The sequence below is a fragment of the Actinomycetospora flava genome, from assembly GCF_037400335.1.
Lineage (GTDB): Bacteria > Actinomycetota > Actinomycetes > Mycobacteriales > Pseudonocardiaceae > Actinomycetospora > Actinomycetospora flava.
On record NZ_JBBEGM010000007.1, the window covers coordinates 187,463 to 202,887 of the forward strand.

Here is a 15,425-nt window from a genome sequence, read left to right on the forward strand (position 1 = left end):
TCATCGGGGGGTAGGCATGCGGACCTCGATCTCGTCGACCGCATGAGTCTGTTCGGCGCCCAGCTCGGCGAGAACCTGGTTGGCGCCGCGGCCGATGTCGGCGGGATGCATGATCTCGCTGCCCTGCACCACTCGAGCGCTACAACGACCGCCTGCGGGACCCCGACGCCCGCCCGCTCAAGCGCCGCCGCCGAGAGGCCGTCCGCCGGGTCCCGGCCCCGCCCGCGCTGGTGCTCGCCGTCGAGGCACGCGGCGTAGACCGAGAGCAGGACCTTGACCGAGTGGCCGGCCCGCTCGGCGACCTCGGTGGGCGGCACCCCCGGCGTTGAGCCAGGACGACAGCGCCGCGTGCCGGAGGTCGTACGCGGGCCGCCAGCGGTGAGGCCGCCTGCGCCGGGCTCAGGCGATCTCGCGGGCCTGCTTCCAGGTCCGGGTGTAGACCGACTCCCGGATGCGCCCGCCGCCCGCATCCAAGATCTACTCGACGGAGAGGCTTGATCGACTATGCAAGATCCGTTCCGTGACTGTTCCGTGGAAACCCGGACACAACGCCGCACCGCTGCGGAGCCTCACAGAGACTTCACATCGGACATTCGGCGTCGTCGCAGGTAAGAGGCCCGAAACAGCGGGTCAGGGACCCTACGCGTTGGCCGCTTCGCGGGCGCGGAGGTCCTTGCGCAGGATCTTCCCCGACGCCGACTTCGGGATCTGGTCGATGAACTCGACGACGCGCACCTTCTTGTGCGGGGCGATGCGGTCGGCCACGAACGCGATCACGTCGTCGCCGGAGAGGTCCGCGCCCTGCTGCAGCACGACGAACGCCTTCGGGATCTCCTCGCCCTCGGCGTCCTTGACGCCGATCACGGCGGCGTCGGCGATGCCCTCGTGGGTCAGCAGCAGCGCCTCGAGCTCGGCCGGCGGCACCTGGTAGCCCTTGTACTTGATCAGCTCCTTGACCCGGTCGACGATGTAGAAGATGCCCTCGTCGGTGACGGTGGCGACGTCGCCGGTGTGCAGGAAGCCGTCGGCGTCGAGCGTGGACGCGGTGGCCTCGGCGTTGTTGAGGTACTCGCGCATGACGTTCGGCCCGCGGACCCAGAGCTCGCCGCGCTCCACGCCCTCCTGCCCGGTGTCCGGGTCGACGAGCTTGCACTCGACGTTGGGCAGCGCGACGCCGATCGAGCCGAGGTCCATGTCGGGACGGTCGTCGGGCATGCAGTGGCTGACGGGGCTGAGCTCGGTCATGCCGTAGCCCTGCAGCACCGTGCAGTTCAGGCGGCGGGCGACGGACTGGCCCAGCTCGGCGTCGAGGGCCGCGGCGCCGGAGAAGACGATGTCGATGCAGTCGATGTCGTACTGGTCGACCATCGGGTGCTTGGCGAGGGCCACGGCGATCGGCGGCGCGATGTAGACGCGGTCGATGCGGTGCTCGGAGATGATCCGGAGGAACTCCGCGAGGTCGAACTTCGGCATCGTGACGACGGCGGCCCGGGCGTGGATCCCCTGGTTCATCATGCAGGTCATGCCGTAGATGTGGAAGAACGGCAGGACCGCGAGGATCTTCGAGTCGGCCGTGACGTGCGTGCCCATCGCCTGGACCTGCAGCAGGTTCGCGACGAGGTTGCGGTGGGTCAGCACGACGCCCTTGGCTCGCCCCGTGGTGCCCGACGAGTACGGCAGCGCGGCGACGTCGTCGCCGGACAGCGACACCGACGGCCGGTCGGCGGTCGTCGCGAGCACCTCCGACAGCGAGGTCTCGTCGATGACGCCCGAGACGCTGGGCGCCCCGTCGATCACGATGATCTCGGTGACCGCGAGGCCCTCCTCGTCGAGCGCGGCCCGCGCGCGGTCGAGGAAGGCGGACACGGTGACCAGCACCTTCGACCCCGAATCGCGCAGCTGGAAGGCGAGCTCGTCGGGCGTGTAGAGCGCGTTGACCGTCGAGACCGCGACCCCGGCGGCGAGCGCGCCGTGGAAGACGACGGGGTAATGCGGGTTGTTCGGCGCGAAGAGCGCGATCACGTCGCCCGGCCCGAGACCCCGCTCCCCGATGCCGGCGGCGAAGCGGTCGACGGCCTGCGCCAGCTCGCCGAACGTCATCTGCCGCCCCGAGGGCCCGTCGATGACCGCCACCCGGTCGGCCGCGTCGCCCAGGTCGCCGAAGAGGAACTCCGGCAGGCCCACGTCCGGGACGTCGATGTCGTCGTACGGGCTGCGAACGATCATGCGGGAGCGTCTCCTCGTCGGGCGGCGGGGTGAAGTGGCGCCAACCTAGCCTGCCGGGACGAACACCGCGCGCGTTCCCTGAGTGATCGGGGACGACCCGACGACAGGCTTCCTGTCACCCGTTCGGCGGCAGACGATGCCTTGTCCTGTGCTTTGCGTGGTGGGAGGCTTCGTAACCGGACGCCGATCCACTTTCGTCGGATCGGTCACGAGTCGGCCGCCCCGAGCGGCTCCCTTACGCCCGTCGCCGGCGTCGGATGCCCCCCGTCCCACGCCGGCGGCGTGGCCCATGCCTCAGGCCGGGTCGGGCCGGTCCTCCACGAGGTGCGCGAACGCCGACAGGTTCGCCAGCGACTCGCCCCGCGACTCCCGCCACGCCCACTCGCGGCGGATCGAGGTGACGAAGCCGAGCTCGAGCAGGGTGTTGAAGTCGCCGTCCGCGGCCTCGAGCACCTGCCCGAGGATCTTGTCGATCTCCTCGTCGGTCACGGCCACGAGGGGCACCCGGCCGACGAGGTGGATGTCACCCGCGCGGTCGATCGTGTAGTGCACGCCGTAGAGCCGGGCGTTGCGCTGGAGCAGGAAGCGGTAGACCTCCTCGAGGTTCTCGTCCGCGTGGCGGCAGACGAACGCCTCGACCAGCAGCGCGTGCGGGGTGAGCACCAGCCAGCAGTGCGTCGCGAGCTTCTTCGTGCCGGGCAGCGTGACGAACAGCCGCCCCGGCCCGCGGCGCAGGTAGGTCAGCTCGCGCTCGTCGAGCGCGGCGACCAGCACCTTCTCGAGCTCGTCCAGATCGGGCACGCTCACACCGCCACCCCCGCCGCGCGGTCGCGGGCCAGGGAGCGCGACGCCTCGGCGTAGGTTGCCAGCAGCGCGTCGGCGGTGCGGTCCCACGAGAACATCGCGGCGTGCTCGACGGCCCCGGCCGCGAGGCGCTGGCGCTCGGCCTGGTCGAGCCCGACGCGGGAGAGGGCGTCCGCCCAGTGGCCCGGGTCGTGGTCGGTGACGAGCAGCCCGGAGCGGTCGTGGGCCACCGCGGTCGGCAGGCCACCCACGGCGGCCGCGACCACGGGTGTCCCGCACGCCTGGGCCTCGAGAGCGACGAGGCCGAACGACTCGGAGTAGCTGGGGACGGCGACGACGTCGGCGGCCCGGTAGACCTGCGCGAGCTCGTCGCCGCCGCGCGGGGGCAGGAAGCGCACGACGTCGGCGATACCCAGCTCGCGCGCCAGCGACACGAGCGACTCCGGCTCGGCCAGCCCGCTGCCCGAGGGACCGCCGACGACGAGGACGGCCAGGCGCGCGCGCAGCTCGGGGCGGCGGGCCACCATCGTCGCGGCCGCCCGCAGCAGCACGTCGGGGGCCTTGAGCGGCTGGATGCGCCCGACGAACGCGAGCGTCACGGCGTCCGGCGCGATCCCCAGCGCGGCGCGGGCCTCGTCGCGGTCGCGGGCCGGCGTGAACGTGCGCAGGTCCACCCCCGGCGCGATGGTGCGGACCCGGTCCGGATCGGCGCCGTACGCGGCGATGAGGTCGTCCGCCTCGGCCTGCGTGGACGTGACCAGCCGGTCCGCCTCCGCGACGACCTGCTCCTCGCCGACCACCCGCGACAGCGGCTCGGGACGGTCGCCGTCGGCGAGCGAGGCGTTCTTGACCTTGGCGAGCGTGTGCGCGGTGTGCACCAGCGGGACGCCCCACCGGTCGCGCACGAGCCACCCGACCTGCCCGGAGAGCCAGTAGTGGCTGTGCACCACATCGTACCAGCCCGGCTCGTGGCGGGCCTCGTCGCGCAGCACCCCGGCGGTGAACGCGCACAGCTGGCTGGGCAGGTCCTCCTTGCCGAGCCCGCCGTAGGGACCGGCGGTGACGTGCCGCACCAGCACGCCGGGCGCGAGCTCGGCCACCGGCGGCAGGTCCGACGACGTGGCGCGCGTGAAGATCTCGACCTGGACGCCGCGCTGGGCCATGCGCCGCGCGGTCTCGACCACGTAGACGTTCATGCCGCCGGCGTCGCCCGTGCCGGGCTGCGCGAGCGGCGACGTGTGCAGCGAGATCACCGCGACCCGCCGGGGTCGTCCCGGTTGATGACGGAGGACCCGATTCTGGGAACGGGCCGTCGCTGCCGTCGCCGTCGTCGCCGCCGGGGTCACCCCGCCAGCTTAGGTGTGCGGCCGCCGTCCGGCCGCGTCGACGGTGATCCGGGACGTCCTAGGGTGCGGGGCGTGAGCGCGCCGAACACCGGATCCGACCGCCCCCTCGTCGTCGTCACCGGAGCCAGCTCGGGCATCGGAGCCGCCTCCGCGCGGGCCCTCGCGGCCGACGGCTGGCACCCCGTGCTCGGGGCCCGGCGCGTCGACCGCCTGCAGGAGGTCGCCGACGAGACCGGCGGGACCGCCCTGTCCCTCGACGTCACCGACGCCGACTCGGTCGCCGCGTTCGCGGCCGCGGTGCGCGACCTCGTGGCCGGCGGGCAGCCGCTGCGCGGCCTGGTGAACAACGCCGGCGGCGCCCAGGGCACCGAGAAGGTCATCGACGCCGACGAGGACAAGTGGCGCTGGATGTGGGAGTCCAACGTGCTGGGCACCGTGCGCGTCACCAAGGCGCTGCTGCCGCTGCTCATCGAGTCGGGGAACGGGCATGTCGTCACCATCACCTCGATCGCCGGGCTCGAGGTCTACGACGGCGGCTCGGGCTACACCGCCGCCAAGCACGCCGAGGGCGCGATGCACCGCACACTGCGCGGCGAGCTGCTCGGCGAGCCGGTCCGCGTCACCGAGATCGCCCCGGGCGCGGTGGAGACCGAGTTCGCGCTGGTGCGCTTCGACGGCGACGAGGCCCGCGCGGCGAAGGTGTACGAGGGGATCACCCCGCTCGTGGCGCAGGACGTCGCCGAGGTCGTCGCGTTCGCGATGAGCAGGCCGTCGCACGTCAACCTGGACACGATCGTGCTCAAGCCCCGCGACCAGGCCACGGGGATGCGCTTCCACCGCACGTGACCTAGAGCGCCGACATCGACTGCCAGCGGTCCCACGGGATCGTCCAGTCGTAGACGTCGCCGTCGCGCTCCGAGTAGTCGACGCCGGAGCCGGTGACCTCGACGGGGTCGCCGTAGAGGGCCGAGTCGAAGAAGGTCCGCGCGTCGGCGGTGGAGAGGTTGACGCACCCGTGCGTCACGTTGCTCGACCCCTGGGACCCGACCGAGCCCGGGTTGGCGTGGATGAACTCGCCGTTGTTGCTGATGCGCACGGCCCAGCCCATGACGACGTCGTAGCCGAACTGCGGGCTGACCATCCGTTTGTTGGCGAACTTCTCGGTGACGACGTGGATGCCCGAGCGCGTGGTGCGGTCCGGGTCGGAGTCGAGCCCGTAGCTCGCGGGCACGTCCATGACCTGCTGGCCGTCGCGCTCGACGACCAGCCGGAAGCTGTTCACGTCGGCCCGCACGACCTGCGCGCGCCCGATGCGGAACGACGTCGTGAGGTCCTCGCGGCCCCACGCGCCGCCGCCGAACGGGACCCCGAGCAGGTCGGCGCGCACGTCGACCTGCGTGCCCGCCTTCCAGTACTCCTTGGGTCGCCAGTGCACGCGCGAGCCGCCGTCCTGGTCGGGCAGCCAGGCCCACGAGCCCTCGGTGGGCACCGAGGTCCGCACCGACAGCGCCCGCTCGACCGCCGCCTTGTCCTCCACCGGCGCCGAGAACTGGATCGTGATCGGCGCGCCGACCCCGACCTCGCGGCCGTCGCCGATGTTCAGCGTGGCCCGCACGGTCTCGGCGGGCGCCACGGTGGTGAACGCCCCGGTGACGGGCGTGGAGCGCCCGTCCGGCGCGGTGGCGGTGCCGCCCCAGGTGTAGGTGGCGCCGTAGGTCAGCGGGCCGGCGGGCGTCCAGCGCTTGCGGTCCGGCGAGAGCGTGCCCGCGACCGGGCCGCCCGGCGCGGCCGTGAGCGTGACATCGGCGAACGTGCCGTCGGTGGTGGCCGCGACCTCGGCCCGCGGGGCGACGTCGGCGGCGTTGCCGGTGGGAGTCACCGTGACCTGCAGGGGCGGGGGCGGTGGCGCGGACGACGTGCCCGGTGCCCCCGATCCGCAGGCCGCCAGCACCAGCAACATCCCGCTCAGCACGGCGACGAACGCCCGACCCATGGCTCCCCCGATCCCGATCGGACCAAGGGTCGCAGGTCACCCCGACATCGGCAGGGTCTCTCAGGACAGCGCCGACATCCCGCGCCACTCGTCCCACCCGATGGCCCAGTCGTAGACGTCGCCGTCGGCGGCCGAGAGCTGCACCGGCGAGTTCGTGACCTCGACCGGGTCGCCGTAGAGCGCGGTGTCGTAGTACGCCCGCGCGTCGGCGGTGGAGAGGTTCACGCAGCCGTGGGTGACGTTGCTCGAGCCCTGCGCGCCCGCCGAGGCCGGGTTCGCGTGGATGAACTCGCCGTTGTTGCTCATCCGCACCGCCCAGTGCTCGACGAGGTCGTAGCCGTACTGGGCGCTGGTCATCCGCTTGTTGTCGAACTTCTCGGTGACGACGTGGACGCCCGAGCGCGTGATGCGGTTCGGGTCGCTGCCGAGCCCGTAGCTGGCGGGCACGTCCATGACCTGCTGGCCGTCACGGACGACGACCATGCGGTGGCTGGTGACGTCGGCGCGCACGATCTGCGAGCGCCCGACCGTGAAGTGGCTGGTGAGGTCCTCGCGGCCGTAGGCGCCGTCGCCCAGGCCCACGCCGTACAGGTCCGCCGAGACGTCGACGACCGTGCCGGGCTTCCAGTACTCCTTCGGGCGCCAGTGCACCCGCGAGCCCAGGGCGTCGTCCGGGAGCCAGGCCCAGGAGCCCTCGGTGGGCACGCTCGTGCGGATCGACAGCGCCCGCTCGGCGGCGGCCTTGTCGGTCACCGGCCCGTCGAACTGGATGACGACCGGCGCCGCCACCCCGACGGTCGCGTTGTCGGGCTGTGCGAACTGGGCGCGCACGACGCGCTCGGGGGCGACCGTCGAGAAACCGCCCGCGACCGGCGTCACGGCCCCGTCCGCGCCGACCGCCGTCCCGGACCACGTGTACTGCTTGCCGTAGCCCAGCGCCTCGGTGGCCGCCCAGCGGTGCCCGTCCGGGCTGACCGCGCCCGCGACCGCGCGGCCGTCGGTGCCCGTGAGCGCCACGTCGCGCAGGGCGGCGTCGGGTGCCGACACGCTGACCTCGCCGCCGGGGTCGACGTCGGCGCGTCCCGGCTGCGCGGTGGTGGTGACGGTCGGGGGTGCGGCGGTGTCCGACGGCGCGCTCCCCGGCCGGCCGGGCGTCGCCCCCGCCGAGGCACACCCCACGACGACCGCGGCGACGGCGACCAGCGCCACCACCACGGACAGCACACCCTGCACGCGACCCCGCACCGAGGAACCCCCTCCTGATCGATTCCGGACCGCACGACGCGATCGACCCGGACCCGGTTGTCAGGGAACGGGGCCGCTCACACGGGTGGCCCAGCGATCGTGAGTGGGGTCTCCCCCGGCTCTCCGGACATCGCCGGAGCTACAGGGCGCAGGCCACCAGAACGGGCTCGGGCTCGAGCACGATGCCGAACGCGACGGCCACGTGGTCGCGGACGTCGCGGGCCAGGGCGAGCAGGTCGTCGGTGGTGCCGCCGCCGCGGTGGGTCAGGGCGAGCGTGTGCTTCGTCGACACCCGCACCGGGGAGTGCACCCCGGGGTGGCCGCGCGGGATGCCGGCGCGCTCGATGAGCGCCGCCGCCGAGAGCTTGACCCGCCCGTCGGGCTGCGGCCACGCCGTGACCGGCACCTGGCCCCGCTCCTCGGTGCGGGCCGCCACCCGCGCGGCGGTCTCGGTGTCGACCACCGGGTTCGTGAAGAACGAGCCGGCGCTGCGGCTGTCGGCGTCGTCGGGGTCGAGCACCATGCCCTTGGCCCGCCGGAGGCCCAGCACCGCCTCGCGCGCGTCGGCGACCGGCACCCGCGAGCCCGGCGCCACGTCGAGGACGCGGGCGAGCTCGGCGTAGCGGATCGGCGCGGAGAGCCCGTCGGTCGTGAGGCGGAACCGCACGCCCAGCACGATCTCGCCGTCGACGTTGCGGGCGCCCTTGAGCCGGCTCGTGCGGTAGCCGAGGTCGAGGTCGGACGCCGCCGCGGGGCCGCGCCGGCCGGTGCGCCGCGCGTAGAGGTCGACGCCGACGAGCAGGTCGGCGACCTCCACCCCGTACGCGCCGACGTTCTGCACCGGCGTCGCGCCGGTCCGCCCGGGGATCCCCGAGAGGCACTCCAGCCCGCCGAGCCCGTCGGCGACGGTGTCGGCGACGAGGGCGTCCCAGTCGTGGCCGGCCGCGGCGTGCAGGACGACGGAGTCGGCGTCGCGCTCGACGACCTCGTGGCCGCGGTGGTCGAGGAGCAGCGCCGTCCCGGCGAAGCCCGCGTCGCCGACGACGAGGTTCGATCCCCCGCCGACCAGCAGCAACGGCTCGTCCGCCCCATCGGCGGCGCGGGCGCGCTCGACGACCTCGTCGGCGGTCGTCGCCCGCACGAGCCGCCGGGCGGGGCCGCCGAGGCCGAGCGTCGTGTGGGGTGCGAGCAGCGCCGTCTCGAGTGTCGCTGCCGTGGTCGGGCCGGGTGTCACGGACTCCGACGGTAACCTCCCGCCCGTGCCACGCCGCATCACCCACCGCGCCACCTGGGACGCGCCCGCCGAGGAGGTGTACGCGGAGCTGGTCGACGCCGACCACCTGCGCGAGCGCCTCGCCGAGCTCGGGGGCAACGACCCGGCGCTGCTCGAGCACGCCGTCGACGACTCCGGGGCGCGCCTGCGGCTGCGCCACTCGGTGCCCGTCGAGTTCCTGCCCTCGGTGGTCCGCCGGTTCACCGGCGACGACCTCGTGCTCGACCGCGTCGAGACCTGGACGCCCCGCGGGGGCGGGGGCTACGACGGGACGTTCGAGGTGACCGTCCGCGGGCTGCCCGGGACGATGAGCGGCACCCAGCGCCTGAGCGACGACGGCGCCGGCTCGGTCTCCGAGGTCGAGGGGCAGGCGGCGGTGAGCGTGCCGATGGTCGGCGGGAAGATCGAGGGCGTCGTGGTCGAGCAGGTCGGCAACCTGCTCGACGCCGAGGACGCGTTCACCCGCCGGCGCCTCGCCCGGGGCTCGAACGGGTCGGCGTGACGCGTCGGGTCGTCATCACCCTCGCCTGCCCCGACCGCACCGGCATCGTCGCCGCCATCACCGGGCGGCTCGCCGCCCTCGGGGCGTCGATCACCGAGGCCGCGTACCACGCCGACACCGCCGCGGGCTGGTTCGTGACCCGCCAGGTCGTCGACGGCGCGTCGGTCCCCGGCGGCGCCGACGTCCTGCGCGCGGTGGTCGGCCAGGTGGCCGCCGAGCTCGAGGTGCCCGGCGGCGAGCCGGTGCGCTGGAAGGTCCGCGACACGAGCGAGTCGCCGCGCGTGGTGCTGCTGGTCAGCCGGGAGACGCACTGCCTGCACGACCTGCTCGGCAGGGTGTGGGGCGGCGAGCTCGACATGGACGTGCGCGCGGTCGTCGGCAACCACGACGTGCTGCGCCCGGTCGCCGAGGCCCACGGCGTCCCGTTCCACCACGTGCCGTTCCCCGCGCGCGCCGACGACGACGAGCAGCGCACCGGCCGCGACGCGGCGTTCGCGCGGGTCGCCGAGATCGTCGACGAGCACGACCCGGCGGCGATCGTGCTCGCCCGGTTCATGCAGGTCCTGCCGCCCGCGCTGTGCGACCGCTGGGCGGGCCGGGCGATCAACATCCACCACAGCTTCCTGCCCTCGTTCGCCGGCGCGCGGCCGTACCACCAGGCGCACGCCCGCGGCGTGAAGCTCGTCGGGGCGACCTGCCACTACGTGACGCCCGACCTCGACGCCGGCCCGATCATCGAGCAGGACGTCAGCCGGGTCGACCACGCCGACACCCCGGAGGACATGGTCCGCCGGGGCCGCGACGTCGAGAAGCTGGTGCTGGCCCGCGGCCTGCGCGCCCACCTCGAGGACCGCGTGCAGGTGCACGCGGGCCGCACGGTCGTCTTCCGCTAGACGCGTTCCGCGGGGATCGCGCCGAGCCGCCCCGCGTGGAAGTCGACCATCGCCTCGCGGACCTCCTGCTGGGTGTTCATGACGAACGGCCCGCCCCAGGCCACCGGCTCGCGGATCGGGCGCCCGCCGAGCAGCACCACCTCGAGCTTCGGGTGCCGCGCCTCCTGGACCCGCTCGGCGGCCACCCGCAGCGACGCGCCGGGACCGAGCACGACGAGCTGCCCGGTGTGCACGCGGCGCCCCTCGGCGCCCACCGTGCCGTCGCCGGAGAGCACGTAGACCAGGGCGTTCTGCTCCAGGTCCCACGGCAGGTGCAGCTGCGCGCCGGGCTCGAGCGAGGCGTGCGCCATCGTCATCGGCGTGTACGTGGAGCCCGGGCCGGCGTGACCCGCGATCTCCCCCGCGATCACCCGCACGAGCGCGCCCGCGTCGGGCGAGGTCAGCAGTGCGGCCTGTCCCGGGCGGAGGTCCTGGTAGCGGGGCTGCACCCACTTCTGTGCCCGCGGCAGGTTCACCCAGAGCTGCAGGCCGTGGAACAGCCCGCCCGAGACCACGAGCGACTCCGGCGGCCGCTCGATGTGCAGCACCCCGCCACCTGCGGTCATCCACTGCGTGTCGCCGTCGCTGATCGACCCGCCGCCGCCGTGGCTGTCGGCGTGCTCGAAGGTGCCGTCGACGATGTAGGTGACGGTCTCGAAGCCGCGGTGCGGGTGCCAGGGCGTGCCCTTGGGCTCGCCGGGCGCGTACTCGACCTCGCCCATCTGGTCCATGTGGACGAACGGATCGAGCAGCGCGAGGTCGACGCCCGCGAACGCCCGGCGCACCGGGAAGCCCTCGCCCTCGTACCCCTGGGGCGCGGTGGTCACCGAGCGCACGCCGCGCTCGGTGACGCCGACCCGCGGGCCGTCGGGCGCGGGGATGCGGGGCAGGACCGTCAGGTCGGCGACCGTGAGCGCGGGCATGTCGGGTGAACGTCGGTCCCGACGCGTCCGATACCCGAAGTGGAGATCGTCTTTTCTGCGCCGGATGTCTCCTCACGGCCCCCTGATCGGGCTACGGTTCGCGCACAACCGGTTTCAGTGTGGCTGCGGGCGGGTGCGGGGGGCGGCTTTGGCGGGGGACGACGACGGCCGACGCGACGACCATCCGGGCGCCGAGACCGATTCCGCACCACCGACCGAGACCACCTCCGCGGAGACCACGGAGCAGGCGCCGGAGACCGAGGCGGCCACCACGGTGCACCCGACCGGCGCCGCGCCGACGGTCGTCAACGACACCACCGCTGCCAACGCCGCCACCACCCCCGCCACCGAGCCGGACAGGGCGGCCGACACCGACACCCCGCCGAGCGGCATCCCGGCCGCGCCGGAGGCCCCGGGCGGGAGCGACGGCACGCAGAAGTACGCGGTGCCGCCGCCGGCGCCGGGTCCCTGGCAGCCCGGGACGGGCACCACACCCCCGTCCTCGCCGTGGGGCACCGCACCGGGAGCGCCGGGCACCGGCCCGGGGGCCGGCGGCGCCGCGCCGCCCGGCGCGGGGCCCTGGGGCACGGCGCCGTTCGCCGGTCAGGGACAGCCCGGCTACCCGCCGCCGGGATACGGACCGCCCCCCGGTCAGCCCGGTCGACCCGGTCAGCCCGGCCCCGGCGGGTACACGGGCCCGTTCGGTCCGCCGCCCGGGGCGCCGGGCGCCGGCCCGGGCACGTCCGCTCCCCGCCGCAAGGGTCTGGTCATCGGGATCGTGGCGGCCGTCGTCGTGCTCCTGCTCGTGGCCGTGGCCGTCCTCATCGCGGTCCGTCCGGCGTCGCCGGCGACGACGCTCGAGGCGACCGTCGCCGACGTCCGGGGCTGGGAGGGCGCGACCTACAGCGGCCGGATCCCCGACGGCGACGGCACCCCGACGAACCTCGAGATGACCGTCGACCGGGCCGGCAACGCGGCCGGCACCCTCGTCCGCGACGGGGGCGGGCGCGCCGAGTTCGTGCTGGCCGGCGACGAGCAGGCGATCCGCGGCGACCGCGCCTGGTGGGCGCGCGCCGCGCCGCGTCCGGAACTCGCCGACCGGCTCGCCGACCAGTGGCTCTCCGACGCCGTCCTCGTGCTCCCGCGCGGGCTCGCCTCGTGGGAGCAGGCGCCGGCGGCGCTCGCCGACCGTCTCGCGGCGCCCGACGTCGGCGAGCGGGACGAGGTGGTCGTGGCCGGGGAGGAGGCGCGCGTGCTCACGCCCGGCACCGACGGCCGCAGCGTCACCGTCGTCGACGGCGAGCCGCCCCGGCTCGTGGGCTTCGACCTCCCGGGCTTCGGCGCGGGACGCCTGTCGCCGGTCACCGTGAACCGCGCGGCGCCGGCCGCCCTGGGCACCGTGGCGGACCTCGCGCGCCAGGCGCCGACGATGAAGAGCTACCTCCTGGCGGTCATCGAACGCCCGCGGCTCGCGCTCACCGTCGAGGGCGGCGAGAACACCTGCCGCACCCCGACCTGCACGATCACGGTGCGCCTGGTCAACCAGGGGACGATCGCGACCAGCGGCACGATCGTCGTGACGCTCAACGACGCGGAGGTCGCCCGGCACCCGTTCACCTCGGCGCCCGGGTCCAACCTGACGTTCCCCACCACGGCCCCCAACCCGGTGTACGACCAGCCGGGCGCCTCGGTCTCCGCGCTGTGGCGGGCGCGCGTGGAGGGCGGGCGCTAGGCGGTCAGCGACCCCTCAGCGACCGAGGCCCTCGAGGACCTCGGCCCCGGGCAGCTCGGCGAGCACGGCGCCGGGCACGAGCAGCTTGCTCTCGCGCAGCCCGCTGCCGACCACGACGGCGGGCGTCGCGACCACCGCGGCGTCGACGAGCACCGGCCACCCCGCGGGCACGCCGAACGGGGTGATCCCGCCGTAGGCCATGCCCGTGAGCTCGACGGCCTCGTCCATCGGCGCGAACGACGCCTTGCGGACGTCGAGGCGCTTGCGCACGACGGTGTTGACGTCGGCCCGGGTGGTCGCGAGGACCACGCAGGCGGCGAAGCGGCGCTCGCCCGAGCGCGCGCCGGCGACGACGACGCAGTTGGCCGACGCCTCGAGCGGCGAGCCGTAGGCCTCGCAGAACGCGGCGGTGTCGGCGAGCCCGGGGTCGATGGCGGCGACCAGGCAGTCGGCGGCGAGGCCGGCCGGCAGGGCGCGCAGGGCGTCGGCGACGGGCGCGGCCACGAGGTCGAGCCGGTCGAGGGCGGGCTCGGGCTCCAGCGACCCGGCGACCGCCCGGGCGGCCGCGGCCGTCACCAGCGGGGGCCCTGCTGGATCTCCACGACGCGCGGGCGCACGTCGACGATGTAGATCAGCACCGCGATGATGCCGATGAGCCAGAGGAAGCTGTACGGGCCGCTGGTGGAGATCGCGAGGATCGCGAGACCGACACCGGTGATCGCGCACCAGACCGGCTTGGTCAGCTTGTCGGCGGCGGTGAAGGCGTCGGAGCGCTGCATCAGGGCGTGCACGAACGCGTAGAGGCCCACGGGGATCCCCAGCAGCCACAGCACCAGCAGCACGTAGCCGTCGAGGTTGTAGAGGACCGACACGCCACCACGATACGTGCCCTCCTCGGAGGGGCGACAGGCGCGCGGTCAACCCCGAACGCGCGACGGCCCCGGGACGGCGGAGCGTCCCGGGGCCGTTCGGAGCAGCTGGATCAGCTGGGGTCAGCGCAGCGTCATGGCTGCGTGACCGGTGTTCAGGCCTTAGGGGCCTTCTTCTGCGCGGCCGTCGCGGTGGCGGCCGACTTGGGCGCGTTCTTCGGGCCCTGCTTCTTCGGGGCGGTGCGCGCCGCGGCCTTGCGGGTCGCGCTCCGGGTCTCGGAGGCGACCTCGTCACCGGCCTCCTTGATGTCCTCGGACAGCTCGGAACCGGCCTCGGCCACGGCCTCGGCGGCCTCGGCGCTGAAGCGCTGGGTCGCGCGGGCGGCACGCTCGCCGACCGAACGGGTCTGCTTGGTGACCTCGGCGAGAGCGCTCTCGCCGCGGACCCGGACACCCTCGACGGTGTCCTCGAGCCGGCCCTCGATCTCGGTCGAGACCTGGTCGACGGTGTCCAGCGCCTGCTTGACCTGCGGCTGGCTCTTGATGTCCTTGTAGCTCTTCTCGCCGCGCTTGACGAGGTCGGCGTAGACGCTGCGGACGGCGGCGAGGTAGCTGTCCACCAGGCGGCGGAAGTCCTCGGTCGTCAGCTTGGAGCGCAGCTCCTGCAGCTCGGCCGGCAGGTCCTCGACGCGGGCCTGCACCTCGGTGGCGCCGGCCTGCACGCGGGTGACGGCGTCACGCGCGGTCGCGACGGCGACGTCGCCGAGCCCGAGCACCGCGAGCGCCGGGTGGCGCAGCGGGTCGATGGCCTCGGAAACGACCTTGTTGGCCTGGTCGCGGGCCTCACGGACGTCGAACTTGGTCGGGAAGGTGACAGCCATGCTCGTCTCCACTCCTGGTCGGTGCTTCTTGCGGTAGGTGTGCGTCTCGAACGTCAGGACGACCGGCGGACCGTGGCGGTCTCGTCGACGGCCACAGCGGCGTCGACCACCGCCTCGACCGTGCTCACGGTGTCCTCGGTCCCGGTCGCGGCGCTGCTCGCGGGTTCGGCGACGTTGCCGCGGCGGAAGGACTCGTAGATGTCGGCGAGCACCTGCTTCTGGCGCTCCGACAGGTCCGGGTCCGCGGCCACGGCGTCCAGCACCGGTGACGACGACTCCCTCGGCTCGAGAATCCCGGCGCGGACGTACAGCGCCTCGGCGGAGATCCGCAGGCCGGTCGCGATCTGGGCCAGGATCTCGGCGGACGGCTTGCGCAGTCCGCGCTCGATCTGGCTCAGGTAGGGATTGCTGATCCCCGCGACCTTGGCGAGCTGACGGAGGGAGACCTCCGCGCCCTCGCGCTGCCGGCGGATGTAGGCCCCGATGTCCTCGACGGCCTGGCCGATCTTCTCGACCCCGTCCGTCCCCGGCACCGGAACCACCTCCTCCGAACTCGCTGACACCCACGCTAACACGAGTGCTAGCTGATGCAAGCACTGTGCTTGCGCTGGTCACGTGGCCTGTCGCACATACGAACGGGCGACGGGACTACGCTCGGGGCCGATGGCGGTGGGGCCCGCCGACAACCGCGCACCGGTG

The 15,425-nt window shown here is 74.2% G+C and carries 16 protein-coding genes; 4 read left to right on the top strand and 12 right to left on the bottom strand.

Annotated elements, in window-relative coordinates:
• The 4 genes from WCD58_RS18015 to mshA all read right to left on the bottom strand — a co-directional run bounded on the left by WCD58_RS18015 (position 1) and on the right by mshA (position 4,283).
• Positions 1-129: a hypothetical protein gene (locus WCD58_RS18015; RefSeq protein WP_337704431.1), complete on the bottom strand. Its 129-nt coding sequence runs from the start codon at positions 127-129 to the stop codon at positions 1-3.
• 510 nt (positions 130-639) lie between these two features.
• Positions 640-2,226, bottom strand: a complete 1,587-nt coding sequence (locus WCD58_RS18020; protein WP_337704432.1) for an AMP-binding protein — start codon at positions 2,224-2,226, stop codon at positions 640-642.
• Between the two features lie 294 nt (positions 2,227-2,520).
• A complete protein-coding gene (locus WCD58_RS18025; RefSeq protein WP_373696247.1) occupies positions 2,521-3,027 on the bottom strand; it encodes a type III secretion system chaperone family protein in 507 nt (168 codons plus the stop codon).
• A gap of 2 nt (positions 3,028-3,029) precedes the next feature.
• The gene (gene mshA, locus WCD58_RS18030; protein ID WP_337704434.1) at positions 3,030-4,283 is read right to left on the bottom strand and encodes a D-inositol-3-phosphate glycosyltransferase; all 1,254 of its coding nucleotides are present in this window, start codon (positions 4,281-4,283) and stop codon (positions 3,030-3,032) included.
• Between the two features lie 165 nt (positions 4,284-4,448).
• Here mshA and WCD58_RS18035 point away from each other — a divergent pair, with 165 nt between their 5' ends.
• Positions 4,449-5,222 carry an SDR family NAD(P)-dependent oxidoreductase gene (locus tag WCD58_RS18035; RefSeq protein WP_337704435.1) on the top strand — a complete coding sequence of 258 codons (774 nt, stop codon included), beginning with the start codon at positions 4,449-4,451 and terminating at the stop codon, positions 5,220-5,222.
• Position 5,223: 1 nt separating this feature from the next.
• Here the strand turns inward: WCD58_RS18035 and WCD58_RS18040 are convergent, their stop codons facing one another.
• From WCD58_RS18040 to WCD58_RS18050, 3 genes are all read right to left on the bottom strand, one after another.
• On the bottom strand, positions 5,224-6,369 hold the full coding sequence (locus WCD58_RS18040; RefSeq protein ID WP_337704436.1) for a L,D-transpeptidase: 1,146 nt from the start codon (positions 6,367-6,369) through the stop codon (positions 5,224-5,226).
• A 60-nt stretch (positions 6,370-6,429) separates the two neighbouring features.
• A complete protein-coding gene (locus WCD58_RS18045) occupies positions 6,430-7,614 on the bottom strand; it encodes a L,D-transpeptidase (RefSeq protein WP_337704437.1) in 1,185 nt (394 codons plus the stop codon).
• Positions 7,615-7,753: 139 nt separating this feature from the next.
• On the bottom strand, positions 7,754-8,887 hold the full coding sequence (locus WCD58_RS18050; RefSeq protein ID WP_373696248.1) for a UDP-N-acetylmuramate dehydrogenase: 1,134 nt from the start codon (positions 8,885-8,887) through the stop codon (positions 7,754-7,756).
• Here WCD58_RS18050 and WCD58_RS18055 point away from each other — a divergent pair.
• Complete coding sequence (locus WCD58_RS18055; RefSeq protein WP_337704439.1) at positions 8,874-9,389, top strand: DUF2505 domain-containing protein; 516 nt, start codon at positions 8,874-8,876, stop codon at positions 9,387-9,389. The two genes, WCD58_RS18050 and WCD58_RS18055, sit on opposite strands and share 14 nt — an antisense overlap.
• Complete coding sequence (purU, locus tag WCD58_RS18060; protein WP_337704440.1) at positions 9,386-10,282, top strand: formyltetrahydrofolate deformylase; 897 nt, start codon at positions 9,386-9,388, stop codon at positions 10,280-10,282. Before WCD58_RS18055 ends, purU begins: the two co-directional genes overlap by 4 nt.
• Here the strand turns inward: purU and WCD58_RS18065 are convergent.
• The gene (locus tag WCD58_RS18065) at positions 10,279-11,244 is read right to left on the bottom strand and encodes a pirin family protein (protein WP_337704441.1); all 966 of its coding nucleotides are present in this window, start codon (positions 11,242-11,244) and stop codon (positions 10,279-10,281) included. The genes purU and WCD58_RS18065 overlap by 4 nt on opposite strands.
• Positions 11,245-11,392: 148 nt before the next feature.
• On the opposite strand from WCD58_RS18065, the gene WCD58_RS18070 reads away from it, so the two are divergent.
• Entirely contained in the window at positions 11,393-12,976 is a 1,584-nt protein-coding gene (locus tag WCD58_RS18070; RefSeq protein WP_337704442.1) for a hypothetical protein, read from the top strand.
• 15 nt (positions 12,977-12,991) lie between these two features.
• Here WCD58_RS18070 and WCD58_RS18075 read toward each other — a convergent pair whose 3' ends face one another.
• The 4 genes from WCD58_RS18075 to WCD58_RS18090 form a co-directional block, all read right to left on the bottom strand.
• On the bottom strand, positions 12,992-13,552 hold the full coding sequence (locus WCD58_RS18075) for a YbaK/EbsC family protein (protein ID WP_337704443.1): 561 nt from the start codon (positions 13,550-13,552) through the stop codon (positions 12,992-12,994).
• Positions 13,549-13,848: a DUF2516 family protein gene (locus WCD58_RS18080; RefSeq protein WP_337704444.1), complete on the bottom strand. Its 300-nt coding sequence runs from the start codon at positions 13,846-13,848 to the stop codon at positions 13,549-13,551. The genes WCD58_RS18075 and WCD58_RS18080 overlap by 4 nt, the downstream gene beginning before the upstream one ends.
• A 152-nt stretch (positions 13,849-14,000) precedes the next feature.
• Positions 14,001-14,726, bottom strand: coding sequence for a hypothetical protein (locus tag WCD58_RS18085; protein ID WP_337704445.1), 726 nt, complete (start codon positions 14,724-14,726; stop codon positions 14,001-14,003).
• A gap of 53 nt (positions 14,727-14,779) precedes the next feature.
• The gene (locus WCD58_RS18090; RefSeq protein ID WP_373696241.1) at positions 14,780-15,268 is read right to left on the bottom strand and encodes a helix-turn-helix domain-containing protein; all 489 of its coding nucleotides are present in this window, start codon (positions 15,266-15,268) and stop codon (positions 14,780-14,782) included.
• Between the last annotated feature and the right edge of the window lie 157 nt (positions 15,269-15,425).

Coding starts and splice junctions, on each gene's coding strand:
- WCD58_RS18040 (WP_337704436.1), bottom strand. CDS start 6,369: ATGGGTCGGGCGTTCGTCGCCGTGCTGAGCGGGATGTTGCTGGTGCTG.
- WCD58_RS18065 (WP_337704441.1), bottom strand. CDS start 11,244: ATGCCCGCGCTCACGGTCGCCGACCTGACGGTCCTGCCCCGCATCCCC.
- WCD58_RS18050 (WP_373696248.1), bottom strand. CDS start 8,887: ATGCGGCGTGGCACGGGCGGGAGGTTACCGTCGGAGTCCGTGACACCC.
- WCD58_RS18085 (WP_337704445.1), bottom strand. CDS start 14,726: ATGGCTGTCACCTTCCCGACCAAGTTCGACGTCCGTGAGGCCCGCGAC.
- WCD58_RS18020 (WP_337704432.1), bottom strand. CDS start 2,226: ATGATCGTTCGCAGCCCGTACGACGACATCGACGTCCCGGACGTGGGC.